Below are 25,787 nucleotides of genomic sequence, written 5' to 3'. Positions count from 1 at the left end.
TATTATTCTTTTATAATTTTAATAGTTTTAGTTTCATTATCATTCTCTAATGAAATAAAATAAATTCCCTTTGCATAATTAGATAAATCAATTTTATTTTTTGTAGAAGCATTTGTGTTGACTCTAATTTCAAGTAATTGACCTAGTGTTGTATATAAACTCATTTTTGTGAAATGAATATTTTCAATATTTAAAATATCTTTAACAGGGTTAGGATAGAAAACAATACCTGTGTCTTCAAAAGAATTTGTAGAAAGTGTTGTTGTAATTGAGAAATTATATGGAGTTTGATAATCAGAATTAGTAGGTGAAAGACTAGAAAGCTTTAAATAATAAGTTCCAGAGCTTAAAACATTATTTACAATCAAAGAAGAGCCATTGTTGTTTTCTATAGTTCCAATTAAAATTCCAGATTCATCTAAAATTGAAGCTTCCATTTGACTTGTACTAATATTACTAACTTCAACAGTAGATAAAATATTTTCAGTAACATTAAACCTGAAATAGTCATTGTCAATAAGGGAATTAGTATCTTCTTGAACGGTAGTAAATCCTGTATAATTTACATTTGTGTCAATTTCATAAGCTAATTCTTTAAAATTAGGTTCATCTAATCCTTGAATTAAAAGTGAGTACTGGCTAGGTAAAGCAGTGTGTACTTCAAGACCAGAAGAGGTGTAATAAAAATATTTAGTAGGATATGTTAACCCAGTTATAAAATTATCCATAGTTGCAGATTCTTCGGTAACAACTCCATCGGTTGGATTTCCATTTAATCGTCCAATGATACTAGAAAAATCAATTAAATTATCAATAGATTTTTGATTTAAACCAATTATGTTATCGCCAATAGTCCCATTGCAATTAACATCAATATTAAAAAAATCACTTCCAAATAAGTGTTCGTTCATATTTGAAGAATTATTGATTTCAATACCACCAAATAAATAGCGACCTGGATCACTGCTATAATAATAAGTTGTTTTTAAATCTCTAATAGCTTCTGAATGTGTATCAATACCTACAAAAATGCCAATACCAGAATCGCTGGAATTACTACCTCCGTTTGGTGTGCCGACTGTTAATAATTTGGCTACATGATGAGCATTATCTGCTTGCCAGTTAGAAGAATTTTGGATATATTCTCTAGAAGCTAATCCACCCATACTATGACCAACAAGTATTACTTTGTTTTTACCTGTTAATTCTAATACACGCTCAATGGCTTTTTTTAGTGCAACTCCTTGTTTTGTTATAGCGCACTGATTGCTTAATGCATCTGTTCCTATTGTTCCATCCGGATTCACATTAAAATTCACATAATAATAATCGCCATTTTGCATTATTGTGGTTTCAAATGCAGCAATATCAGCTCCAGAAACAGGATAGAAATTAGTGTTTGCTATAGTATTGTCATTGTCAGCATTTAAGCAGAAATCAAATCTGCCTCCAAATGTAAAAGAATACTGAGAATCTAAATAATTAGAAGTTGTGTTCCATGTTTCAGAACTAGAATTAAGACCATGAATAAAAATTATAGGATATGGTAGTTTGTTAGAGGTTGTTACTCTTAATGAATTAGTAGCTATTGGCATTTTTATAGAAAGAACGCTATCTCCTAATTTTCCTATTGATTCAAATTCGATAAGTCTTGGTTTTATTTGATACTCTTCATTTTGTGAAAATAAGTTTATAAATGAAAAGAAAAATATTGAGCTAAGTAGTAGAGTAGTTTTATTCATATATGAAAACGGGTTAATGTTGTACAATATATAAATAAAATGTTAAAAAAATATAAAATATATGTTTTTTTGTTATAAAAAAAGCTCTCATGTTTTGAGAGCTTCAATTATTCTTTATCAATAGATCCGAGAACACGTTTCATAAAATTATTTAGTGCTGTTTTTTTATCAGCACCTTCTTTAATCAATTTTTGAACTTCGAGAGCTCCATACATATTTGAAATTAATTCGCCTATAACATCCAGCTCTTCATCTTTTAATGATGAAACCTCTGTAAGGTTTTCTAAAACCTCAATAGTTTCAATAAGATAATCAGCGTCATTGTCTTCAATAAATTGAGTTAATTGTTTTATTACTGGTAATTTCATAAAAATATTAGATTACTTCGTTTATTAATTCAGTTAAGACTTCTAATTTATTAGTTTGCGTTTGATTAACTAATTTTCCATTTTTAAAAGTTGCAAAAGTAGGTAAATTATCAACTTTTGCTAATTTTCTCGATTCAGGAAATTGTTCAGCATCTACAATATAAAATGCAATCGATTCGTTTTCTGAAGCTAGTTTTTTAAATTTAGGTTTCATTATCCTACAATTTCCACACCATGAAGCTGAGTATTGTACAATTATGGTATCATTTGAGTTTACAATCTCTTGTAAATTATCTTGGTTTAATTCTTGTATCATTTTTTTTGTTTAAAAAAGGCAACCGTAATATAAATTAATTCATTACGATTGCCTTAAGTAATTATTTAATAAAATTAGTTTTGACTTAAGTATGCAGCAGTACTTAATCTATCAGCATTCATAGCCTCTTTCCCTTCTTCCCAATTTGCAGGACAAACCTCACCTTTTGTTTGAACATGAGTATAAGCATCAATTAAGCGTAAATATTCGTTTACATTTCTACCTAATGGCATATCATTTACACTTTCATGGAAAATTTTTCCATCTTCGTCAATTAAATATGTTGCTCTAAAAGTTACGTTTGAACCTTCAAGGATTTCTTCTCCTAAATTTTCATCATAAACCCATTCAGCATCAAGAATCTCTAAAGCAGCAGATAAATTTCTTGTAGTGTCAGCAATTAAAGGATATGTAACACCTTCAATTCCACCATTGTTTTTCGGAGTGTTTAACCAAGCAAAGTGCACTTCATTTGTATCACAAGAAGCACCAATTACAATTGTGTTTCTTTTTTCAAATTCACCTAAAGCAGCTTGGAAAGCATGTAATTCAGTAGGGCAAACAAAAGTGAAATCTTTTGGATACCAAAACAATAAAACTTTCTTGTTGTTTTTTGTAGCTTCTTCTAAAACGTTGATTCTTAAGTTATCTCCCATTTCAGAGATTGCATCAACTGTAATGTTTGGAAATTTTTTTCCTACTAATGACATAGTTTAAAATATTTAATGGATTATTAATTCTAATATTATGTTGCAAAAATAAGCTCTATTTTAGTATTGTTGAATAGGTTTTGATTGTAATTTTCTATTGTATTATAAGTATTATCTTTTAATTGCTTTTTTAGGATTTTTTTTAATAATTTATTAATAAAATTTTAAAATAAAAAAATTAAATTTATAACAGCTTTTAATTCAAGTATAGTTTTTATCTATTATAAAAATAATTTCAATAGTTTTTAATAACTAATTTAGCATGGAAAGTTAATCAATAAAAAACAATAGTATTATGGAAAACAACAAAAAACTGAATGGTGAAAGTAAGTGCCCATTTTCTGGAGGAGCGATGAAACAAAGTGCTGGTTTTGGTACAAAGAATAGTGATTGGTGGCCTAATCAATTAAAAATTAATATTCTAAGACAGAATTCGGCTTTATCTAACCCGATGGGAGGAACATTTAATTATGCTGAGGCTTTCAATAGTTTAGACTTAAAAGCAGTAAAAAAAGATTTATTCGAATTAATGACAGATTCTCAAGATTGGTGGCCTGCTGATTACGGGCATTACGGGCCGTTTTTTATTCGTATGGCTTGGCATAGTGCGGGAACTTATAGAATTGCAGATGGTAGAGGAGGAGCAGGTTCAGGAACACAACGATTTGCACCATTAAATAGTTGGCCTGATAATGTTAATCTTGATAAAGCTCGATTATTGCTTTGGCCAATTAAACAAAAATATGGTAAGAAGATTTCATGGGCAGATTTAATGATTTTAGCAGGAAACTGTGCTTTAGAATCTATGGGACTTAAAACTTTTGGTTTTGCAGGAGGAAGAGAAGATGTTTGGGAGCCAGAAGAAGATGTGTATTGGGGGTCAGAAAAAGAATGGTTAGGAGATAAACGTTATAGTGGAGATCGTGAATTGGAAAACCCATTAGGAGCTGTACAAATGGGATTGATTTATGTGAATCCAGAAGGCCCTAATGGAGTTCCTGATCCACTTGCTGCTGCTAAAGATATTCGTGAAACTTTTGGCCGTATGGCAATGAACGACGAAGAAACAGTTGCACTTATTGCAGGAGGACATACTTTTGGTAAAACACATGGTGCTGCTGATCCAAATAAATATGTAGGAAAAGAACCTGCAGCAGCAACTATTGAAGAGCAAGGTCTTGGTTGGAAAAATACATTTGGTAGTGGTAATGGAGAAAATACAATTAGTAGTGGATTAGAAGGAGCTTGGACTACTACTCCAACAAAATGGAGTAATAATTTTTTTGAAAATCTTTTTGGATTTGAATGGGAATTAACTAAAAGTCCAGCAGGAGCACATCAATGGAGGCCAAAAAATGGAGCAGGAGCTGGTACGGTTCCTGATGCACATAATTCATCTAAGAGTCATGCTCCATTTATGCTAACAACTGATCTTTCTTTAAGAGTAGATCCTGTTTATGAAAAAATATCAAGACATTTTTATGAAAATCCTGATAAATTTGCTGATGCGTTTTCAAGAGCATGGTTTAAATTGACACATCGAGATATGGGACCAGTTGAACGTTATTTAGGACCTGAAGTTCCTAAAGAAGAATTAATTTGGCAAGATCCTATACCTGTAGTTAATCATGAATTAGTTAATGATGAAGATATAGTTGAACTTAAAGTTAAGATAAGAGAATCTGGATTATCTATTTCTCAATTGGTTTCAACTGCTTGGGCTTCTGCATCTACTTTTCGTGGTTCAGATAAAAGAGGCGGAGCAAATGGAGCTCGTCTTCGTTTAGCTCCACAAAAAGATTGGGATGTTAATAACCCAGTAGAATTATCAAATGTTCTAATGAAATTAGAGGCTATTCAAAAAGAATTTAATGCAAATCAGTCAGGAAATAAGAAGGTTTCAATTGCAGATTTAATTGTATTAGGTGGTTGTGTAGGAGTAGAACAAGCTGCTAAAAATGCAGGACATGATGTGAAAGTTCCTTTTACTCCAGGACGTACAGATGCATCACAAGAGCAAACAGATATAGATTCTTTTACTATTTTAGAACCAAAAGCAGATGGTTTCCGAAATTATATGAAAGCCAAATATAGTGTGTCAGCTGAAGAAATGTTAATTGATCGTGCTCAACTAATGACGTTGACTGCTCCAGAAATGACTGTTCTTGTAGGAGGATTACGTGTTTTAAATGTTAATCATAGGCAAACTAAACATGGTGTGTTTACAAAAAATCCAGGGTCATTGACAAATGATTTCTTTGTTAACCTTCTTGATTTTGGAACAACTTGGAAAGCAACTTCGGATGTCCAAGATGTATTCGAAGGGCGTGATCGTAAAACAGGTAAATTAAAATGGACAGGAACAAGAGTAGATCTTATTTTTGGGTCTAATTCGGAACTTAGAGCGCTTGCTGAAGTATATGGTTCTAAAGATTCTCAAGAAGATTTTGTGAAATATTTTATCGCTACTTGGAATAAAGTAATGAATCTTGATCGTTTTGATTTGAATTAATAATATGATTATATAAACAAAATAGAGGTCTAAAAATATTAGACCTCTATTTTGTTATTAGACTTATCACGTAAATGTTAGTTTTTTACACTAGAAGCTAATTGTTTAATTTTAATGTTGAATGCGGCAAAAATTAAAGTCATGAATGGACTTATAATATTAAAGAAAGCATAAGGTAAGTAATCAAATGTATCAACGCCCAATGTTCCAGATTGATAAGCTCCACAAGTGTTCCAAGGTATTAAAACAGAGGTAACCGTTCCAGAATCTTCTAAGGTTCTACTTAGATTTTCAGGGGCTAGTCCTTTATCTTTGTATGCTTTTGAAAACATCTTGCCAGGTACAACAATTGCTAGATATTGATCTGATGCGGTAATGTTTAGAGCTAAGCAACTTCCAACAGTTGAAGCAAATAATCCGAATGTAGATTTTGCCATTTTAAGAAGAGCTTGGCTAATTCTTGATAATGCTCCAATTGCATCCATAATTCCGCCAAAGACCATAGCACATAAAATTAACCATATTGTGCCTAGCATTTTTTGCATTCCTCCAGATTTGAACAAGTCTGTCAATGTTTCATTTTCTGTAGGGATTACAGAGTCTGTAGTTATAGCATTTAATATTCCTTTATATGCATTTGCGAAATTTAAACTTTTCCCACCTGAAAGCATTAAAACAATTTCTGGTTGGAAAATAATTGCGAAAATTCCAGCTAAAAGTGTTCCAATTAATAACGCAACTAATGGTTCTGTTTTCTTTACAATTAGTCCTATTACAATAACAGGTACTAAGAATAACCATGGAGTTATATGAAAAGATTTTTGAATATCGTTTAAAAGAGTTGAAGAATCAGCAATTCCACTTGTTTCAATGGTTAATCCTAAAATGATAAATAAAATTAATGTTACTATATAACTTGGAACTGTTGTTAATGACATGTACTTTATATGTGTAAACAAGTCTGTTCCTGCCATTGCTGGTGCTAAATTAGTTGTGTCGGACATTGGAGATAGTTTGTCTCCAAAATAGGCACCAGAAATAACAGCTCCTGCAATCATTCCTTTATCGAAACCTAATGCTCCACCAATACCTATTAAAGCAATACCGACAGTAGCTGAAGTAGTCCATGAACTTCCTGTAGAAATTGAAATTACAGAGCAAATGATTAAAGTAGCAGGTAAAAATATTGCTGGACTTAGAATTTGTAAACCATAATATATCATAGATGGAATAATACCGCTAACTAGCCATGTTCCAGCAAGTGCACCAACCATTAATAAGATTAAAATGGCACCAGTTGTAGATTTAATGTTTTCAGCTACTTCATCAAGCATTTTTGAAAAACTTACTTTGTTGAAGTAACCAACTATTGCAGCTACTGTTGCGCCTAGTAATAATATGAATTGATTACTGCCTCCTAATGCGTTGTCTTCAAAAATATAAACATTATAACCTAACATTGTAATTAGAGCTGCAACAGGAATCAATGCTTCCCATATACTTAACTCTTTATTTGAATTTATTTTAGTGTCCATTTATTTTTTTTTGAGGATGCAATATAGAAAAAAGAGTTAGTAATGACAAAGTTGCGTGACATCAAAAATGATTTATTTTATAAGAACTTGTTATTTAGTGTCATTTGTTTTAATGATTCTAAGTATAATTTTATTTTCCTCTGTATTGTTGTTAAAAAAGCAAATTTTGTTTTTACTTAAAAGTGAAAATAATTATCTCTTTCTAAATGTCTCTTTGATAATATCATTAGGGAAGACTATGGGGCTTTCGTGACCATTTTTTCCTACTGTTGATACTCCAAAAAAATAATTATCAATAACAATACCTTCTAATTCGAAATTATCAATATTGCCAACAAATCGGCTAAATTCCCATTGTGGAGAAGTTGTTAATCTCCAATATATTTTGTAGCCTAATATACTAGTGTCTGAATTTTTTTCCCAACGTAGTTTTACATTTGGTTTTACAATTCCACCAATTAAAACATTTTTTGGAGCAGGAGGAGACCAAGCAAGAGCTGCTAAATTAATAGCATTCACAGCAGTTAGTTTTTTTACATATTCAAAATTAACACCTTCTAAAACATCTCCATATTTTATTCCGTTTTCTTCTCTGATATTTTGATGTTGACGATTATAATTTTCATGTGCTTCGATTATCCGAATACCTGCAAAACCTAAATCATTAAAAGGTCTGTGATGACCACCTCTTCCAAATCGATCTAATCGATATATCATCATTGGGTTCATTTCGGGCATATAAGTTTTAGTTGTTCTTTCAATATATCGAGCTAATTGTCTAGAAATACCGTCAACTTCACCTCCATAAAAGCGTCTCATATTACGTTCTTTTTCGGTTTCAGTTGTGGATGTTGGTTCTGAAAATATTCTAAAAGTTCTATTGTCAATTACTCCATCAATTCCTTCAATATTACCAATCATATCATTATTTAAAACGCCTATAATTTCCCAGTTTTTATTTTTCGCATAATTAGCTAGCCCTTTTCCTCCAAATAGTCCTTGTTCTTCTCCAGAAAGACCTACGTAAATAATACTGTTTTCAAATTTATGTTTAGATAAAACTCGTGCAGCTTCAATTGTTCCAGCCATTCCAGAGGCATTGTCATTTGCACCAGGAGCGTCAGTAGTAAAGTCCATTGTGTCTGAATTTCGACTATCAATGTCACCACTCATTATAATATATCGATTTGGGTATTTTGTTCCTTTTTGTATCGCAACTACATTTACAATCCAAGTATCTTTTGGAACGCGTTCTCCATCATTAGTTGTTACAAAATCTTTTTGATAAAATACGTCTAAGCAATTTTTGCATTCTTTTGAGATTGTTTCAAATTCAGATTTAATCCATCTTCTAGCTGCTCCAATTCCTCTTGTTTTAGAGATAGTATCGCTAAATGTGTTTCTTGTGCCAAAATTTGTTAATGTTGTAATGTCTTTTTGTATTCTTTCAGATGATATTTGGTTGATGATGTCGTAAATTCTAGAGTCGGTTTGTGTAAATCCTAAAAGAAAATAGAATAAAGTTAAAATTAAAAGGGATTTTTTCATTTTTAGTCTTTCTTTCAAAGGTAAAAAAAATCCAACTACATATTCTGTAATTGGATTTTATCACAAATTTGCTTTTATTTATTATAAAATGTGTAATTCTTTCATGCAATCTTTCATCATACTATACGTTCTTTCAATGTTATTGTCTAAACCAACTGAAAAGCGTATTAAACCATCGGTTAATCCCATTTCTACTTGTTCTTCTAGTGGAATTTCAGAAGAAGTAGATGTTCCAGGTGCGCTAAATAATGTTTTGTAAAACCCTAAGCTAACTGCTAAATATCCTAAGTTACGTTCCTGCATTAATTCCATTAATTCATTAGCCTTATTTAAAGAACCCACATCAATAGTCATCATTCCTCCAAAACCATATTCTGGATTTATCATGTTTTTATATATTTCATGACTAGGATGACTTTTTAATCCAGGATAGACTGTTTTAATTCCGTCTTTTTCAAATTTTTCGGCTAAATAAGCTGCATTAGTACTATGTTGTTTGATGCGTAAGTGTAATGTTCTTAGGTTTTTCATTATACTAGCGCTACGCATACTGTCCATTGTTGGACCTAATAGCATACTTGCTCCAGAATTTACATTTTTTAAGTCATTTATAAAGTCTTGTGAAGCACAAATTACTCCGCCTACAGTATCACTACTGCCATTTATATATTTTGTTAAGCTGTGAATTACAATGTCAGCACCTAGTTTAATTGGAGAAACAGATAATGGTGAAAAGGTATTATCGACTACTAATTTTAAATTGTGCTTTTTTGCAATTTTAGATAAACCAGTTAAATCTGCCACTTCTAATAATGGGTTACTTACAGTTTCACAATATAGAACCTTTGTGTTTGGTGTTATTGAAGCTTCTACTGTTTCAAGTTTTGTAATATCTACAAAAGTGGTTTTGATTCCCATTCTTGGAGCAAAATTCTTAAGAAAAGCGTATGTTCCTCCATAAATAGTTCTACTAGAAACGATATGATCTCCATTTTCACATAATTGTAATAGAGTAGGGGTAATAGCTCCCATTCCAGATGCAGAAACGTTTGCAGATTCTGTTCCTTCCATTGCTGCAAGAGCTTTGTCTAAATATAAATTACTAGGAGATGAGTGTCTGGAATATAAATAACAGCCTTCTGCGTTACCTTCAAAAGTATCAAACATTGTTTTTGCAGAAAGGAATGTATAAGTTGAAGAATCAGATATAGAAGGATTTACTCCTCCAAATTCTCCAAAATATTGTAAATCTTGTATTTTGTCAGCGGGATTAAATGAATTCATGATTTTGATTTTAGGTTTATAAATCAAATATCATTATTCGGCTTCATATTTTCAACATAATTACTAAAAAACAGTTTTTAATTCTTTATATTTTGTTTTTATTAGATTTTTATTCTTAATTATTGTAATTTTGTCAAAAACAAACAAAAATGAAGTTAGATAAAATTGATGAGAAATTATTAGAATTATTACAAGAAGATACAAAAAAGACAACAAAAGAATTGTCTTTAAAATTGAATCTGTCTGTAACAGCGGTCTATGAAAGAATTAAAAAATTAGAACGTGAGAAGGTTATAAGTAAATATGTTGCTGTTTTAGATAAAGCAAAGATAGAAAAAAACTTTGTTGTTTTTTGTCATGTGAGATTAACACAGCATAATATAGATCTTATTTCGCAATTTGAAAAAGAGGTTGTTAAATTAGATGAGGTATTAGAATGTTTTCATGTAAGTGGAGATTATGACTATATTTTGAAAATCTTTGTAAAAGATATGGAAGCATATCGGGAATTTATGGTTACCAAGTTAACAACTATTCAGCACATTGGAAGTACTCATAGTACGTTTATGATTAGTGAAGTTAAAAATACAACATCATTTAGACTAAATAAATAATTCTGTATATTAGTTATTATTAACATAAATAACAAACGTATCATGAAAAGTAAATTACTAAACATTTCAGAAATTAAAGTTTTAACTAGAGAAAACTAAAAACAAATTTTTGCTAGAATTTCTGATTCTATAAATTTGTCAAAATGTGGATGTTCTTGTAGTGGATTAGTAACAGGCCTTTTTATTGTAGTAAATACTTTGCATGTCCTCAAGTATATACTTGTTAAGATAAATTTATTGTATTGTTTATTATATAATATATTTAGGTAATTGATCTGTCCTAAATATTCAATACAGATTATTATATAAAAATAATTAATTAAACACTTGTGAAAATGTTTTACAAGTGTTTTTTAGTTTAATTTGGTTATTATTTTTTATATTTGATAATATTTTAACACAAATAGATAAAATTATGAAATCAAAATTATTAAGTATCTCAGAAATTAAAGTTCTAACTAGGGAAAATCAAAAACAAATTTTTGGAGGCATTTTGGAACCTGTAGACTTGTCAAAATGTGGATGTTCTTGTAGTGGATCAGTAACAGGACCTTTTTACTGTCGTAGACATATATATTGTCCGCAAGTTTATACATGTAACGAGTAAATGTCCTTAGATTAATTTTGAAATTGTTTTATTTTTTAAATAAATAATAATTATGTGTATTAAAATTTTTATATTAGACGTTATTTTAACACAAAAACAAACAAAATTATGAAAAGCAGATTATTAAGTATTTCAGGAATTACTAAATTGACTAGAAAAAATCAAAAACAAATTTTAGGAGGGATTTCTGGTCCTGTAGATTTATCAAAATGTGGATGTGATTGCGCAGGTTCTGTAACTGGACCATTTTATTGTAGTCAATATATTGGTTGTCCTCAAGTTTATACATGTAAAGACGAACAAGAAATGTAATTAACAAACGAATGTTTTGTATGAAACCATCTAATTTAAATTAGATGGTTTTTTTGTAAAGTATTTTTTACATATTAAAAGGGAAAATATGAATATTTAATTTGTTTGGTTATTATTTTTTTCTATATTTGATAGAATTTTAACACAAAAACAAACTAAATTATGAAAGCTAAATTTTTGAACATTTCAGGAATAGAAGTATTATCAAGAGAAAACATGAAGCAAATTAAAGGACAAGCTAAATTGGATTTTTCAAAATGTGGATGTGATTGCAGAGGTTCTGTAACAGGTCCAGATTATTGTAGAATTTATTTTGCATGTGCTCAAGTGTATACTTGTCAAGAAGAAATGTAATTTCTAGAAATAAATTTTAAAAGTAGCCTTGATTATTTCAAGGCTATTTTTTTGTTCTTTGTAAGGAATTATTTGAATAAGAAAAAGTGTTATATTTTCAAAATAAACTAAAGTCGTGTAAACTTAATTCCTTAATTTTGTACCACAATTTATTTAAACACAACATTAATAAAGATAAATACTATGAGTTCATTTGACGTAGTTATTATAGGTTCAGGTCCAGGAGGATATGTTTCAGCAATTCGTTGCGCTCAACTAGGGTTGAAAACAGCTATCATTGAAAAATATTCTACACTTGGAGGTACATGTTTAAATGTAGGATGTATTCCTTCTAAAGCATTATTGGCTTCATCACATCATTATCAAGAATTACAACATTTTGCTGATCACGGAATAGAAGTTTCTGGTGAGGTTAAAGTAAATCTGGAAAAAATGATTGCTCGTAAACAAGCGGTAGTTGATCAAACCTCTGGTGGGGTCAAATATTTAATGGATAAGAATAATATTACTGTTTTTGAAGGGATTGGTTCATTTGAAGATGCTACACATGTGAAAGTGTCTAAAAATGATGGAGCGTCTGAAATAATTGAATCTAAAAATATAATTATAGCAACAGGTTCAAAACCATCTTCTTTGCCATTTATTACATTAGATAAAGAACGAGTAATCACATCTACTGAAGCTTTAAAGTTGCCAGAAGTGCCAAAACACTTAGTGATTATTGGAGGAGGAGTTATTGGTATTGAGTTGGGCCAAGTGTATTTAAGATTGGGAGCTCAAGTTTCTGTGGTAGAGTATATGGATAGAATTATACCAGGAATGGATGCTGCTTTATCGAAAGAATTGACAAAAGTGCTGAAAAAACAAGGAATGAAATTTTATACTTCTCATAAAGTTCAATCTGTTGATAGGAATGGAGATGTTGTAACAGTAAAAGCGGAAAATACAAAAGGAGAAGTAATCACTTTAGAAGGAGATTATTCATTAGTTTCTGTTGGTCGTCGTCCTTATACTGATGGATTAAATGCTGATAAAGCTGGTGTTAAAATTTCTGATAGAGGAGTTGTTGAAGTAAATGATCATTTGCAAACAAATGTGTCAAATATTTATGCAATAGGTGATGTAGTTAGAGGAGCAATGTTAGCTCATAAGGCAGAAGAAGAAGGTGTTATGGTAGCTGAGATTTTAGCAGGTCAAAAACCTCATATTGATTATAATTTAATTCCAGGTGTGGTTTATACATGGCCAGAGGTTGCTGCTGTTGGTAAAACAGAAGAGCAATTGAAAACAGAAGGAGTTGCTTATAAAAGCGGAAGTTTTCCATTTAAAGCATTAGGAAGAGCTAGAGCAGGTGGAGATGTTGATGGTTTTGTGAAGATTTTGGCAGATGCTAAGACAGATGAAGTTTTAGGAGTTCATATGATAGGCGCTCGTTGTGCAGACCTAATTGCAGAAGCAGTAACTGCAATGGAGTTTAGAGCAAGTGCGGAAGATATTTCAAGAATGAGTCATGCACATCCTACATTTGCAGAAGCGATTAAAGAAGCAGCATTAGCTGCAACAGATAATAGACCACTACATGTTTAGTTTTAAGCTTTTTGGTATGTAGTAAAAATAGAAAAACCGAGAAAATGATATTCTCGGTTTTTTTATGTAATGATATTTTAAGTTAGGGTGAAGATATAAAAAAAAGTCGCAATAATATTGCGACTTTTTTATGAGACAGAAATAGAAGATTATCTTCTTCTTTTTTCTTTGATTTTTGCTTTTTTACCAGTAAGTTCTCTGAAGTAGAATATACGAGCTCTACGAACTTTACCTCTTTGGTTAACTTCAACTTTTTGTAAAGCTGGCATGTTCACTGGGAAGATACGCTCTACACCAACAGCTCCAGACATTTTACGAATTGTAAAAGTTTCAGTTAATCCTGCACCTCTTTTTTGGATTACTACACCTTTGAAGAACTGAGTTCTAGTTTTTTCACCCTCTTTGATTTCATAATACACAGTAATTGTGTCTCCAGCATTAAATTCTGGGAAATCTTTTTTTGTTACAAATTCGTTTTGTACGAAATCTACTAAATTAGCCATTTTGAATAAAATAATTGTTTGATTTAGAGCAACATACACGTCTATCGCTAGAGGTTGGTCCAAATATGGCTGCAAAATTATAAAATAATTATGAATTATAAACCATAAAAAAAGATTATTTACTTTAATAAGATATAATTATGATTGTAAAGACGTAATTATGATTGTAAAGACGTAATTGTTATTCATTTAATAAATCGGGCCTTCTGTTTTTTGTGTGTTCGTATGCCTTTTGTTCACGCCATTCTTCAATTTTAGGAAAATTACCACTTAAAAGAATCTCAGGAACTTTCCAACCTTTGTAATCTGCTGGTCTAGTGTAGATAGGTGGAGATAATAAATTATCTTGAAAACTATCTGTTAATGCCGATGTTTCATTGTTTAATACTCCAGGAATTAAACGGATAACGCTATCGCAAAGTATTGCTGCTCCTAATTCGCCACCACTTAAAACATAATCACCAATTGAAATTTCTCTTGTAATGAAATGATCACGTACTCGTTGATCTACACCTTTGTAATGTCCGCATAGAATAATAATATTTTTTAACAATGACATTCCATTTGCAATACTTTGATTAAGCGTTTCTCCATCAGGTGTCATGTAAATAATTTCATCATATTCGCGCTCATTCTTTAATTTAGTAATACAATCGTCTATTGGTTGTATATTCATAACCATTCCAGCTCCACCTCCAAATTGATAATCATCGACACTTTTTTGTTTGTTAGTAGTGTAATCCCTTAAGTTGTGAAAATGCACTTCTACTAGTCCTTTTTCAATAGCTCTTTTCAGAATAGAAGCTTCAAATGGACTTTTAATTAATTCAGGTAAAACAGTTATGATGTCAATGCGCATTTTTACTTTTATTAGAAGTTTAGTTTTTCAAGTATGAGTATAAGGTGCAAATTTAGTTAACTTTAAATCTGAAACAAAATTAAACTCTAAACTGTATTGTCGTTTTCATCAAAAATACTTTCATTTTGAATCATTGTTTTATGGGAATAGCTTCATTAGTTCTTTTTATAAACTTTTGATTAGGATCAAAATATAAATACAGCGGTTTTTTATCTAAAATTATTTTAAAGTCAAGATTGTTTTTAAATAATGCTGTTTGTATTGTTTTTTCGCTTCCATCTATAAAATGAAAGAATATTTCAACATTGTCATTAAAAAATGTTTTAGATATATTGCCCTTACCGTCTTCATAAAATTTATTTGCAATAATTTCAAAAGATACTTCGTAAAGACCCTTTTTCTCTTTTACAATTATGTCTTTGGTTTGAAAATCGTAAATAGTAATTTTCTTGAACAAATCATCGATTTTTGGGTGCAAATTTTTGTCAGTAATTGCATATAATTCATTAATAAAATCTGTAGAAATAGGATTTAAGTTTGGATAGGTGTTTTTTTCTAGGAAGTTTTGTAACGCTAAATTTATTTTTTGTTCTCCTATTATTTCGCTAAGTTGATACATAATAACCAACCCTTTTGAATAATTAATATGCGTATCATAATGATTTACTTTGTATAATGGCTGTTCTATAGTGAAACTTCTTTCATCAAGATAGATTCCTAAGTGTAAGTCGACATTTTCTAAAACTCTTTTTTTACCATACATTTTTTTTACCAACATCAATTCGGTATACATGGCTAATGTTTCTGTTAGCATCGTATAACCTTCTCTATCGTCAGGATTAATTTGATTATTTCCCCACCAAATATGGGATAATTCGTGGCCGGCTAATTCGTTAATAACATCTTGTTGTTTGTCTGCTTTTATATTAGTATGAAATACTATGTCTTCTGTCATAAAGGTGCTTCCTGGATAAGCTGTAGCGGCAAAACCTTTAGTAAAAGCGGAAACTTCAGCAAAACGAATTGTTTTAAAAGGATATTCTTTAAAATTGGTTTCACAATAATCTAATGTTAACTCAATATTTTTAAGTAAATGTTCTACATTTTCATAATGTGATGGATGATAATAAATTTCAATTTTTTTACCATTATGAGTTGTTGTTTTTGTGGCATATTTAGCTGAAGAAACTGCAAAACGAAAAGGAATAGGAGAAGTTGTTTCGTAAATAAAATAATTTCGTCCCTTATCTTTCCATTGTTTGATTAGTTCTCCTACACCAATAGCTGTTTGATTTCCTTCGGTAGAAATAGTCATTTTTAAGTTAATAAAATCATCAACTAGAGTCTTTGCTTCATCAAGTTTACGAATTGTAGTAGCATTTTGAAGCTGGAATTTTTTTCTATCTTCTTCTTTTTCTATTTCGTTTTTAGATAAATATCCAAATTGCGGATAATATCTGCTGATTCGCATAAAAGAACCATTTTCTACGATTGAATTAAAGGATTTGTGTCCATTAACAGGAACCCATTGGTAATTTAAAATAAAATAAAAATGGGCCTTTTCATTTGGTAATAAGGGTTGTTTTAAGTTTAATATTTCATATTGTTTTGTAGTATTATATACTTCGTTATTATGATTTAAAGTTGCTTTTTTAATAGTGAAACCTTCTTCAAAATTTATCAAAATTTGAAAAATAGGTTGTTCAGTTTTGTTTTGAAGAGTATAAGTTCCATTTATTTCATAGTTATTTTGAAGTGGAAATAAAGCTATATTAGTAACGACATCTGTAATAGATGGTTGAGGAATGTTTTCAAATTTGCGATATTTTCTTTCATAGTTAGCTTGTTCTTCTAGTTTCGTTTTTGGATTTTCAAATACATAGCCATTTGTAAAAATTATACCAGAAATATAAGCTACTGGAAGTAAGAGTAGAAATAAAATTAATGAAGTAAACTTTAATTTTATTCTTTTTGTTTTTAGGTTAAGTATAAAAAAGATTAGTATAATGGCTAAACCAAATAGATTGCGCCAACAAAATGCAGAAAAGTAAGTTCCATATTCATTCATGTCACTATAAATTCCTTTGAAAGGCAATTGAAAACGAAGTAATGGATGAATTAAAATTGATTTTCCAACAGGAGTTGCAGTAAGAAGAATAAAAACTGATGAAATAGTAAGTCCAATATATTTGTTGTTAATCCATTTTTGAATGATACAAATAAGTCCAGCACTTAAAATTAAAGGGAAACTAACAAATATATATATACCTAAATAAGCTTGCCAATCAAAGTATGGATAAGTGTACAAGAATTGGAAAGTTACACCTAATAAAAGCATTAATGTGCTTAAAAACACTATGATTATTGATAATGAGAGCCATTTAGACAGAAAAATTGTGGTTTCATTTAGAGGAGTTGTATTTTCAATAAGATGAAAATTACTATTTCTGCTTCTCCAAATAATTTCATGAGCATAAAAAAGAATAACTATTAAACCCAGAAGGGGGAATGTGTCAATAATTGCATTAGCCATTAATCCAGATGATGCATATTTTTGAGGTAAACGAATTCCTTTTTCAATAGCATCATAGATTTCCATAGAAACACTAAATAACAATCCAAAACATATTAAAATGAAAGGAATTCCTTTAGTGATATATGTTAAGTCTAAATGTACGAAAGACAGCAGTTTTTTTAGTGTGTTTCTTTTATTAAAGATTGGGGATATAGGTTTTAATGGAATAGTTTTATTTGTATTAGTGTCATTTAATTTTAACGTGTCTTTTCTGGTTCTCTTTTCAGAGTTGCTAAATGAAAATAGTTTAAAAGCAATAAGTAAAAAGAGTAGTGAAATTCCAATAACGCCTAATCTGTTTATTAAAAATAAATCAGTTGGAAATAATAAATCAGTATTTTTTTGAAGAATTGAGTAATGATTTGTTTGCGAAAAGAAGCCAGAAAGTCCAAAAGGATCTAAAATAGCAGAAATTCTCATGGCTTCTTTTGATTGTGGCATTGATTTAGCCATTAAAGGTGAGCCAGAAAAGAGTAACATTACCATGTATAAGATGTAAATGAACAAACCAGAAATGTAAGTTGTTAATTTATTTTGGGTTATCCAACTAACGCTGCAAATTACAGCACTGCAAAATAGAGTATTAATAAAGCCAAACAATAAAAAAGGTAAAAGATAAAATAATAGAACGAAATTAGAATAATTAGATTCGTTTAATTTTAACGATTGACCTATTCCAAAACCTAATATAACAAGAATAAGAAAGAAGACGCTTAATCCAAAAATTAGAAAAAAACGATTCCATAAGTAACTTGTTTTTGTTATAGGTGTTGCATATAATATCAAACTAAAGTTGGCTTCTTTCTCTTTAAATAAAATTTGTGAAGCTAAAAGAGTTGTAAAAAGTATGGATAAGAGACTTAGAAAACCTATCATATAAGCAATTGTATATGATGAGTTTTTATAGATATCAGGGCTAAGTGAAATTGAAAAAGTAGAACCAGTAAGTATTCCTATTCCAATTAAAAAAACGATTACTATATAGAATCCTATTTTCTTAAAATAAGATTGTAATTCAAAATATAATAAGGTATTCATGTGATTATTTATTTTGATTTAGAATGGAAAAATAGACGTCTTCAAGATTAGGTCGAATTAATTCAAAACTGTCATCTGGTTTGTTTTTAGCTCTTACATGAATAGTAGATTTGCCCATGTTTAACTGAGTTAAAATAACATTATGTTTTTGTTCATATTCGAGAATTTCTTTCTTGTCAATTGTTTTTTGCCATAATTGTCCGTTTAGAACTTCAATAAAATCATTTGGTTTGCCTTGAGCTAAAACAGTTCCTTTTTCAATAATTGCCATTTGTGTACAAAGATTTTTCACATCTTCTACTAAATGAGTTGAGAGAATAATAATAATATCTTCACCTATTTCATTTAGTAAATTATTGAAACGATTTCGTTCTTCAGGGTCAAGTCCTGCTGTTGGTTCATCAACAATAATAAGTTGTGGGTTTCCTAATAAAGCCTGTGCAATACCAAATCGCTGACGCATTCCTCCAGAAAAAGTATGTACTTCTTTATTTCTATGTGAAGTAAGATTTACTTTTTCTAATAAAATGTTTACTTGTTCTTTTCGCTCATTTTTATTAGTTAATCCTTTTAAGATAGCAATGTGATTTAATAAATCTGTAGCATTAATTTTTGGGTAAACGCCAAAATCTTGAGGCAAAAAACCCAATTGCCTTTTAATAAAAGAAGGGTCTTTGATAATATCTACATTGTTAAATAAAATAGAACCACTATCTGGACTTTGTAAACCTGCAATAGTTTTCATTAAGGAAGATTTTCCAGCTCCATTTGGTCCTAATAATCCAAACATTCCATTTGTTATATCAAGCGATATGTTGTTAGTAGCTGTGACTCCATTTTTATATGTTTTTTGGAGATTTTTAATTTTTAAACGGTTCATTTTTGATTGATTTTGATGATTTTTATTTTTAAATTTTAAACAAAAGAATTCCTGTCGACGGTTTTTTGTCGAAAAAAATAGAATTATTTTAAGTAGTAATTATTCTGTAACGAATTCCAAAATATCACCTGGTTGACATTCTAGAACTTTGCAAATAGCTTCTAAAGTTTCAAAGCGAATACCTTTCGCTTTTCCTGTTTTTAGAATGGATAAATTGGCTTGAGTTATTCCAAGTTTTTCTGCCAACTCTTTACTTTGCATTTTACGTTTAGCTAGCATAACATCAATGTTTACAATAATTGGCATATCTAAATAATTAAGTCTTGATCAGTTTGTAAATTTACACCTTGTTGGAAAATAGCTGCAATAAAAAAAGCAAAAATTCCAATGATGGCATGAGCAACTATCATAGCTAAATAAGGAAAATCTTCTTTGGGTTGTATACTTATAATTCCAAAAACAATAGGAGCTATTAGAAGATTAGTTATGTAAAATGCTTTCAAATGAAAAACTCCTTTACACGTAAAAAGTTTTGTCTGTTTGAATGCTTTAAAAACATTACTTAAACCAAAGAAAAACAGACTGTAAAAAGCTAGTGTGACAACCATTTCAATGATGTAAGCAAGATTATATTCGCTACCTAAAATAAAATTCTTATTAGTAAATGGATAGCATACAGCAAAACGATTGTTTTCTAATATCCTTAAAGCAGTTGTTTTTAAGCTAGTTACAATAATAATGTAAAGAGTAGTTGCAAAATAAAAAAGTGAAATTATTCTTACTAAGTAGAATAAAAATGCAGAAATGATTCTAGTAGTTTTCATAAAACGAATAAATTATTACTGTAAATATATAAATAATTATTGTTTTACGATAATTAATCGCTTTTTTTATGAAATTATTTTTTAGAGCATTTTAAACTATACATCATTGGGATTCTATTTTCTAAATGTTTTATTCTGAATTTTCTAGGTTCAAACTCAACTGTTTCGTTGAAACAATCGTAATTGGAATAATCATATTCATTAAAATGTTCTATTTGTAAACCATTTTTTAATAAGGCTTGAAATACTTCTGAAAGAGAATGATTCCAACCTATATAATTGGTGGTAATTTCAGCTTTTTTGTTGGCATATGTTCCAGTGTATTCTTCAATTATAGGTTGCTCATTGTGATAATGGTACTGAATTTTGGTAAAATTGTCATCAAACATCCACAAAACGGGATGAAATTCTACAAAAACAAATTTTCCATTGGGTTTCAAAGCTCCAGAAATAACTTCTGCCCATTTATCTAAATCAGGTAGCCAACCAATTGTTCCATAACTGGTATAAACGATATCAAATTTCTCTTTTAAATGTTTTAAAGTTTCATAAACATCACAACAAATAAAAGAAGCATCTAATCTTAATTGGTTATTTAATTCTCTTGCTTTTTCAATAGCTTTGTCTGATAAATCTATTCCTGTAACTTTGGCTCCTAGTCTAGTTAAAGAAAGAGAATCTTGACCAAAATGGCATTGTAAATGCAAAATATTTTTTCCTTTGATATTTTCAAGTAGTGTTATGTCTATTTCTGGAAGAGAGTTTTTACCTTTTAGAAAATTTTCCATATCGTAAAATTGAGAATCAATATGAAAAGGAACTTTATTATTCCATGTTTTTTTATTGATTTCAATGTAATTTTCAACTTTCATCTGTGTTTATATTAAGGTCTTAAATGATTTTTCAATTTACAAAAAAAAACAGATAACCAAAGATATGTTTTTAGTCATCTGTTTTTATTGAAAATTTTGTCTTAAAACTATGGATTAGTTGACCATAATGATGCGCTTTTTAACATGGCTCTTCTAGGTAATTGTAAACTTGTTACAATTAGTTCAGCAAAATCGTCAGGTTGTAAAACAGTCTCTGTAGAATCTTTACTCGCAATTCCTAGTTCAATTGACATATCTGAAGCAATAGTACTTGGTGTTAATGTGCAAACTCTAATGTTATTTTTGCGTACTTCTTTCATTAATGATTCAGACATGCCTATAACTGCAAATTTTGAAGCAGAATAAGCAGATGTGTTAGGGTTTCCACTTAAACCAGCAGTTGAAGAAATATTAATAATGTCTCCTTGGTTTTTTTCAATTAAAAAAGGAAGTACTTCTTTGGTTACATAATACATTCCCATAACATTAGTCTGTATGATTTCGTTCCATTTACTTACTTCCATGTCATTAAATGATCCAAAAGCGGCAATTCCTGCATTATTAACTAGAATATCTACAGAACCAAGAACGCTAATAATTTTTTTAATTCCATTTTTAACCTCTTCATAATTACTTACATCAAATATTGCATAGGTTGCATTTACACCTAGAGCTTTTAATTCTGAAACAGTTTCTAATAATGTTTGTTCATGTCGTCCTGTGATGGCAACATCTATCCCTTCTTTTGCAAAAGCAATAGCAGTTGCTTTTCCTAAGCCTCTACTTCCTCCAGTTATAATTGCTTTTTTTCCTTTTAATTTTCCCATTTTAGTAATTTTATTTGGGGTAAAATTAAGTATTTAGCAGTTAATAGATCGGATTGTAGTTTAATTTTAAAATAATTTTATGATTGAAAAGGATATGCGATTTAAAAATTGAAGTTTATCTGGTTTTAAAATAAAGAATAAAATACTTTTAAAAATGTATTCAATTTATAAGTTTTAGGGTAATTTTTTTTCTCTAATAAAATCACTAATTTTGTGACATATAATTTAAATTCAATAAAATGCAAGACGGAATTTACGCAAAGTTTAATACTCCAAAAGGGAGTATTTTAGTAAAGCTAACACATGATAAAACCCCAGGAACTGTAGGTAATTTTGTAGGACTAGCAGAAGGACAGTTAGAGAATAAAGCAAAATCAATGGGAACACCATATTACAACGGATTGAAATTTCACCGTGTAATTCCTGATTTTATGATTCAAGGAGGTTGTCCATTAGGAACAGGAACAGGAGATGCAGGGTATAAATTTGATGATGAGTTTCATCCAGAATTAAAGCACGATAGACCAGGTGTGTTGTCAATGGCAAATGCAGGTCCTGGTACAAATGGATCTCAATTTTTTATTACACACGTTGAAACAGGATGGTTAGATGGTAAACATACTGTTTTTGGACATGTTGTTGAAGGACAAGATGTAGTTGATGCTGTTGCTCAAAATGATGTGATTGAATCTATAGAGATTGTTAGAGTTGGTGATGAAGCTAAAAACTGGAATGCAATTGAAGCATTTAGAACTTTTGAAGGATCTAGAGAAAAAAGGTTGGCTGATCAAAAAAGGTTGGCTGAAGAAGCATTAGAGAAATTAGCAGCAGGTTTTCAAAAAACTGAAAGTGGATTACGTTATCAAATTATTCAAAAAGGAAATGGTACTCAAGCAGAGAAAGGAAAAAAAGTATCTGTTCACTATCAAGGTGCATTAGAAAATGGACAAGTTTTTGATTCTTCATATAAAAGAAAACAACCTATTGATTTTCAATTAGGAGTTGGACAAGTTATTGAAGGTTGGGACGAAGGTATTGCTTTGTTAAAAGTAGGAGATAAAGCACGTTTTGTTATTCCATCATATTTAGGATATGGTTCACGTGGAGCAGGAGGAGTTATTCCACCAGATGCAACTTTAGTGTTTGATGTTGAATTAATGGATGTAAAATAAATTTATTATACTAAATTCGTTAAACCGCCTTTTAGGCGGTTTTTTTTGTTTTTATACTGCATTTGTTCTAGAAAAATAACGCAAAAAATATGTAAAACTCTTTTTTTTATAGAGTTATATAAATTTTATTTTTTATTTTAACGTTTTATTATGATTTTATTGTGAGTTTTTTCCGTAAAAAAATACTAAATTCGACATCAGTTATTTGCAAATAAACTAAAAATTAAAATTAACTTTAAAAAACAAAAACATGAAGAATCAAAATTTGAAAAAGCCATTTTTCGCAAATTTTTTAGAAAGCCAATTGACTAAAGAAGAGTCAAATGAAGTACAAGGTGGAGCAAAAGTTACTTCTATTTTAGAAGATGTAGCTCATACTTTAAAATATCCTTCAGATTCTGATGATGATACTACTACTCCATTATCAGACCAAGTTCATACAATGAAGCACCCTTCAGATTCTGATGATGGTGGACCAGTTGATTTACTTTAAAAATTATAAGAGTAACGGTTAAACCGTTACTCTTTGTTTTTTTAATTTATTAAAAACAAACAATAAATAATATGCAAATTTTTCTGATTCTAAATAAATTATTATGATTTTATGTATAAGTCATAGTAAAGATTACTATACAATTGATATTGTAATAAAACGATTAAAAGAATTAGGTGAAAGTGTTTACAGATTAAACTCAGATGATTTTTCTAGTAAATTGTCGATGTCTTATAGAAACACATCAGGTAAGCCAGTATTAGAAATAATTGATGGGACAAATCGTTTTACTTCAGATTCTATTGAAGCGGTTTGGTATAGAAAATTGTGGGGAATTACTATTCCTGAAGATTTAGATAAAACATATCAATCAATATATCTACAGGAATATAATACTATGAGAAGATTGTTTTTTGAATCTTTAAAAGATAAAGTTTGGATTAATCCAATAGATATAGACCATAGTATAGGTGAAAATAAATTTGAGCAATTAAGATTAGCTCAAAAAGCAGGACTTACTATTCCAGAAAGTGTTTTTACTAACAATGAGGAGGTAGTTAAGCATTTTTTTTATGATGTATGTGATAAGCAAGTTATTGCTAAATTACATGGTTCATTGTCTAGAAGTATGAAAGGAAATACTTCTTTTTTTCCAACAACACTTCTTGTTGAAGATCATTTGCAACAATTAAAAAATAGTTTAGAATATTGTCCAATGATTTTCCAAAAAAAGATTGAAAAACAATATGAATTAAGAATAATTTATATTGATGGTGATTTTTTTGTGGGTAAAATAAATGCAACATTGTCGGAAACAGGTAAGATAGATTGGCGAGCAACAAAAGAAAAAAATGTAGGTTGGGATGTTTATGAGCTACCAAAAAATGTTTGCTCTTCAATTACTGAGATGATGAAAAGCATGGGATTGTTTTTTGGAGCAATAGATATGATTAGACAAAAAGATGGACAATATGTTTTTTTAGAAGTAAATCCACAAGGAGAATGGGGAATGCTTCAAAGAGACTTAGGTTATCCTATAGGTGAAACAATTGCCGAAAAACTAGTGAATAGAAAAAATAATAGAAATACATAAAATAAGAAAGTGTGATTTTTTTTATTTATGGGAATTCTGTTTTCTAATAAAATTTGATAATTTTTTAATTTAAGATATATGAAAAAAGTATTGATTATTACCCATACTAGGGATAATGAATGCATAACCGTTATTTCTAATAAGATTAAAGAGATGGGAGGATATCCTATTCGCTTTAATGTAGACGAGTATCCTACTAAATATTCATTAAGTTCTTGTTATGAGGATAAACAATGGAAAGTTTTTTTAGATTATGAAGGACATAGAGAATCTATACATGATATTGAAGCTTTGTGGTATAGAAGAAGTCATCATTTAGCTCAAGGATTAAACTCTATTCTTGAAGGAGAATATTTAAGTAGTGTTCATGGGGAAGTTCGGGTTACGTTGTATGGTATGCTAGAAAGCTTGAATTGTTTCCAAATAGGAAAATATAGCTCTTATAGACGATTAGATAGTAAAGAAGAACAAATGAAAATAGCTTCATCTTTAGGTCTGCTTGTTCCTGAAACATGTATAACAAATAGTCCAGAAGAAGCTAAAAGATTTGTGAAAGCACATCCAAATGGAGCTATTGCTAAGATGCAAAGTTCTTTTGCTATTTATCAAGATGGTTTAGAGAATGTTGTTTTTACAAATATAATTAAAGAAGAAGATTTAGAATCAATAGATACTCTTCAATATTGTCCAATGCAATTTCAGGAGAAATTAGAAAAAGCAGTTGAGTTAAGAATTACTATTGTAGGAGATGAAGTTTTTGCCTTTGCAGTAGACTCTCAAAAATTATCAAATGCAAAAGTAGATTGGAGAAGAGAAGGAACTACATTGTTGAATGATTGGGTTCCTTATGAATTACCATCAGATATTGAAAATAAATTGTTAGAGTTGATGGATGTTTATCAAATAAATTACGGTGCGATAGATATTATTGTAACGCCTGATGGTCAACATTATTTCTTAGAGATTAATTCAGCAGGTGAGTTTTATTGGCTAGATTTATTAGTTGATGGAGCTATAACAACTCAGTTAAGTAAGGTGTTGTTAGGAGAGAAGCCTAGACGTTATAAGCCAGTTTTAGAAACGGCTGTTTATTAATTTAGTCATTATATAAAGAGAGAAAACCACTTATTAATTCTTTTAACAAGTGGTTTTTGTATATAAA

Annotated in this window: 25 protein-coding genes; 10 read left to right on the top strand and 15 right to left on the bottom strand. The window is 29.7% G+C overall.

Annotation, left to right across the window (positions count from 1 at the left end; translation table 11 throughout):
- Positions 1 to 2: 2 nt before the first annotated feature.
- The 4 genes from LXD69_RS01340 to LXD69_RS01325 all read right to left on the bottom strand — a co-directional run bounded on the left by LXD69_RS01340 (position 3) and on the right by LXD69_RS01325 (position 3,136).
- On the bottom strand, positions 3 to 1,742 hold the full coding sequence (locus LXD69_RS01340; RefSeq protein WP_246916844.1) for an alpha/beta fold hydrolase: 1,740 nt from the start codon (positions 1,740 to 1,742) through the stop codon (positions 3 to 5).
- 107 nt (positions 1,743 to 1,849) lie between these two features.
- Positions 1,850 to 2,110 (bottom strand): DUF6952 family protein, encoded by a 261-nt coding sequence (locus tag LXD69_RS01335; protein WP_045968555.1) that lies wholly within the window; start codon positions 2,108 to 2,110, stop codon positions 1,850 to 1,852.
- A 7-nt stretch (positions 2,111 to 2,117) separates the two neighbouring features.
- Positions 2,118 to 2,426 carry a thioredoxin family protein gene (locus LXD69_RS01330; protein WP_045968553.1) on the bottom strand — a complete coding sequence of 103 codons (309 nt, stop codon included), beginning with the start codon at positions 2,424 to 2,426 and terminating at the stop codon, positions 2,118 to 2,120.
- A gap of 74 nt (positions 2,427 to 2,500) precedes the next feature.
- Entirely contained in the window at positions 2,501 to 3,136 is a 636-nt protein-coding gene (locus LXD69_RS01325; RefSeq protein WP_045968551.1) for a peroxiredoxin, read from the bottom strand.
- A gap of 295 nt (positions 3,137 to 3,431) precedes the next feature.
- Between LXD69_RS01325 and katG the strand changes: the two genes are divergently transcribed.
- The gene (gene katG / locus LXD69_RS01320) at positions 3,432 to 5,648 is read left to right on the top strand and encodes a catalase/peroxidase HPI (RefSeq protein WP_262916263.1); all 2,217 of its coding nucleotides are present in this window, start codon (positions 3,432 to 3,434) and stop codon (positions 5,646 to 5,648) included.
- A gap of 77 nt (positions 5,649 to 5,725) precedes the next feature.
- On the opposite strand, the gene nhaC is transcribed toward katG, so the two are convergent.
- From nhaC to LXD69_RS01305, 3 genes are all read right to left on the bottom strand, one after another.
- Entirely contained in the window at positions 5,726 to 7,183 is a 1,458-nt protein-coding gene (gene nhaC, locus LXD69_RS01315) for a Na+/H+ antiporter NhaC (RefSeq protein ID WP_246916840.1), read from the bottom strand.
- Positions 7,184 to 7,375: 192 nt separating this feature from the next.
- Positions 7,376 to 8,731 (bottom strand): M28 family peptidase, encoded by a 1,356-nt coding sequence (locus tag LXD69_RS01310; protein WP_246916837.1) that lies wholly within the window; start codon positions 8,729 to 8,731, stop codon positions 7,376 to 7,378.
- 81 nt (positions 8,732 to 8,812) lie between these two features.
- Entirely contained in the window at positions 8,813 to 10,015 is a 1,203-nt protein-coding gene (locus LXD69_RS01305; protein ID WP_045968543.1) for an aminotransferase class I/II-fold pyridoxal phosphate-dependent enzyme, read from the bottom strand.
- A 149-nt stretch (positions 10,016 to 10,164) separates the two neighbouring features.
- Here LXD69_RS01305 and LXD69_RS01300 point away from each other — a divergent pair, with 149 nt between their 5' ends.
- The 5 genes from LXD69_RS01300 to lpdA all read left to right on the top strand — a co-directional run bounded on the left by LXD69_RS01300 (position 10,165) and on the right by lpdA (position 13,489).
- Positions 10,165 to 10,629, top strand: a complete 465-nt coding sequence (locus LXD69_RS01300) for an Lrp/AsnC family transcriptional regulator (protein ID WP_045968540.1) — start codon at positions 10,165 to 10,167, stop codon at positions 10,627 to 10,629.
- Between the two features lie 415 nt (positions 10,630 to 11,044).
- Entirely contained in the window at positions 11,045 to 11,236 is a 192-nt protein-coding gene (locus LXD69_RS01295; protein ID WP_246916835.1) for a hypothetical protein, read from the top strand.
- Positions 11,237 to 11,344: 108 nt separating this feature from the next.
- A complete protein-coding gene (locus tag LXD69_RS01290; protein WP_045968538.1) occupies positions 11,345 to 11,548 on the top strand; it encodes a hypothetical protein in 204 nt (67 codons plus the stop codon).
- A 162-nt stretch (positions 11,549 to 11,710) separates the two neighbouring features.
- The gene (locus LXD69_RS01285; RefSeq protein WP_045968536.1) at positions 11,711 to 11,902 is read left to right on the top strand and encodes a hypothetical protein; all 192 of its coding nucleotides are present in this window, start codon (positions 11,711 to 11,713) and stop codon (positions 11,900 to 11,902) included.
- A 183-nt stretch (positions 11,903 to 12,085) separates the two neighbouring features.
- Positions 12,086 to 13,489, top strand: a complete 1,404-nt coding sequence (gene lpdA / locus LXD69_RS01280) for a dihydrolipoyl dehydrogenase (protein ID WP_045968534.1) — start codon at positions 12,086 to 12,088, stop codon at positions 13,487 to 13,489.
- A 149-nt stretch (positions 13,490 to 13,638) separates the two neighbouring features.
- Here lpdA and rplS read toward each other — a convergent pair whose 3' ends face one another.
- The 8 genes from rplS to LXD69_RS01240 all read right to left on the bottom strand — a co-directional run bounded on the left by rplS (position 13,639) and on the right by LXD69_RS01240 (position 21,867).
- Positions 13,639 to 13,992: a 50S ribosomal protein L19 gene (rplS, locus tag LXD69_RS01275; protein ID WP_045969279.1), complete on the bottom strand. Its 354-nt coding sequence runs from the start codon at positions 13,990 to 13,992 to the stop codon at positions 13,639 to 13,641.
- A gap of 181 nt (positions 13,993 to 14,173) precedes the next feature.
- Entirely contained in the window at positions 14,174 to 14,851 is a 678-nt protein-coding gene (gene trmD, locus LXD69_RS01270; RefSeq protein ID WP_246916832.1) for a tRNA (guanosine(37)-N1)-methyltransferase TrmD, read from the bottom strand.
- A 130-nt stretch (positions 14,852 to 14,981) separates the two neighbouring features.
- On the bottom strand, positions 14,982 to 18,464 hold the full coding sequence (locus LXD69_RS01265; RefSeq protein ID WP_246916829.1) for an ABC transporter permease/M1 family aminopeptidase: 3,483 nt from the start codon (positions 18,462 to 18,464) through the stop codon (positions 14,982 to 14,984).
- A 4-nt stretch (positions 18,465 to 18,468) separates the two neighbouring features.
- On the bottom strand, positions 18,469 to 19,344 hold the full coding sequence (locus LXD69_RS01260) for an ABC transporter ATP-binding protein (protein WP_246916826.1): 876 nt from the start codon (positions 19,342 to 19,344) through the stop codon (positions 18,469 to 18,471).
- Positions 19,345 to 19,443: 99 nt separating this feature from the next.
- Entirely contained in the window at positions 19,444 to 19,650 is a 207-nt protein-coding gene (locus LXD69_RS01255) for a helix-turn-helix domain-containing protein (RefSeq protein WP_045968528.1), read from the bottom strand.
- A 2-nt stretch (positions 19,651 to 19,652) separates the two neighbouring features.
- Complete coding sequence (locus LXD69_RS01250) at positions 19,653 to 20,168, bottom strand: DUF2975 domain-containing protein (protein WP_246916823.1); 516 nt, start codon at positions 20,166 to 20,168, stop codon at positions 19,653 to 19,655.
- A 74-nt stretch (positions 20,169 to 20,242) separates the two neighbouring features.
- Positions 20,243 to 21,040, bottom strand: coding sequence for a class I SAM-dependent methyltransferase (locus tag LXD69_RS01245; RefSeq protein WP_246916820.1), 798 nt, complete (start codon positions 21,038 to 21,040; stop codon positions 20,243 to 20,245).
- A 107-nt stretch (positions 21,041 to 21,147) separates the two neighbouring features.
- Complete coding sequence (locus LXD69_RS01240; protein WP_045968522.1) at positions 21,148 to 21,867, bottom strand: 3-ketoacyl-ACP reductase; 720 nt, start codon at positions 21,865 to 21,867, stop codon at positions 21,148 to 21,150.
- Positions 21,868 to 22,106: 239 nt separating this feature from the next.
- Between LXD69_RS01240 and LXD69_RS01235 the strand changes: the two genes are divergently transcribed.
- From LXD69_RS01235 to LXD69_RS01220, 4 genes are all read left to right on the top strand, one after another.
- Positions 22,107 to 23,039: a peptidylprolyl isomerase gene (locus tag LXD69_RS01235; RefSeq protein ID WP_246916817.1), complete on the top strand. Its 933-nt coding sequence runs from the start codon at positions 22,107 to 22,109 to the stop codon at positions 23,037 to 23,039.
- Positions 23,040 to 23,289: 250 nt separating this feature from the next.
- A complete protein-coding gene (locus LXD69_RS01230; RefSeq protein ID WP_045968517.1) occupies positions 23,290 to 23,532 on the top strand; it encodes a microviridin/marinostatin family tricyclic proteinase inhibitor in 243 nt (80 codons plus the stop codon).
- 103 nt (positions 23,533 to 23,635) lie between these two features.
- A complete protein-coding gene (locus LXD69_RS01225) occupies positions 23,636 to 24,625 on the top strand; it encodes an MvdC/MvdD family ATP grasp protein (protein WP_045968515.1) in 990 nt (329 codons plus the stop codon).
- A gap of 78 nt (positions 24,626 to 24,703) precedes the next feature.
- Positions 24,704 to 25,720: an MvdC/MvdD family ATP grasp protein gene (locus LXD69_RS01220; RefSeq protein WP_045968513.1), complete on the top strand. Its 1,017-nt coding sequence runs from the start codon at positions 24,704 to 24,706 to the stop codon at positions 25,718 to 25,720.
- Positions 25,721 to 25,787 lie beyond the last annotated feature (67 nt).

It is taken from the genome of Flavobacterium sediminilitoris (assembly GCF_023008245.1).
Classification (GTDB): Bacteria; Bacteroidota; Bacteroidia; order Flavobacteriales; family Flavobacteriaceae; genus Flavobacterium; species Flavobacterium sediminilitoris.
The sequence above is the reverse complement of the archived record's forward strand: the minus strand, read 5'-3'. Positions and strand labels throughout refer to the sequence as shown.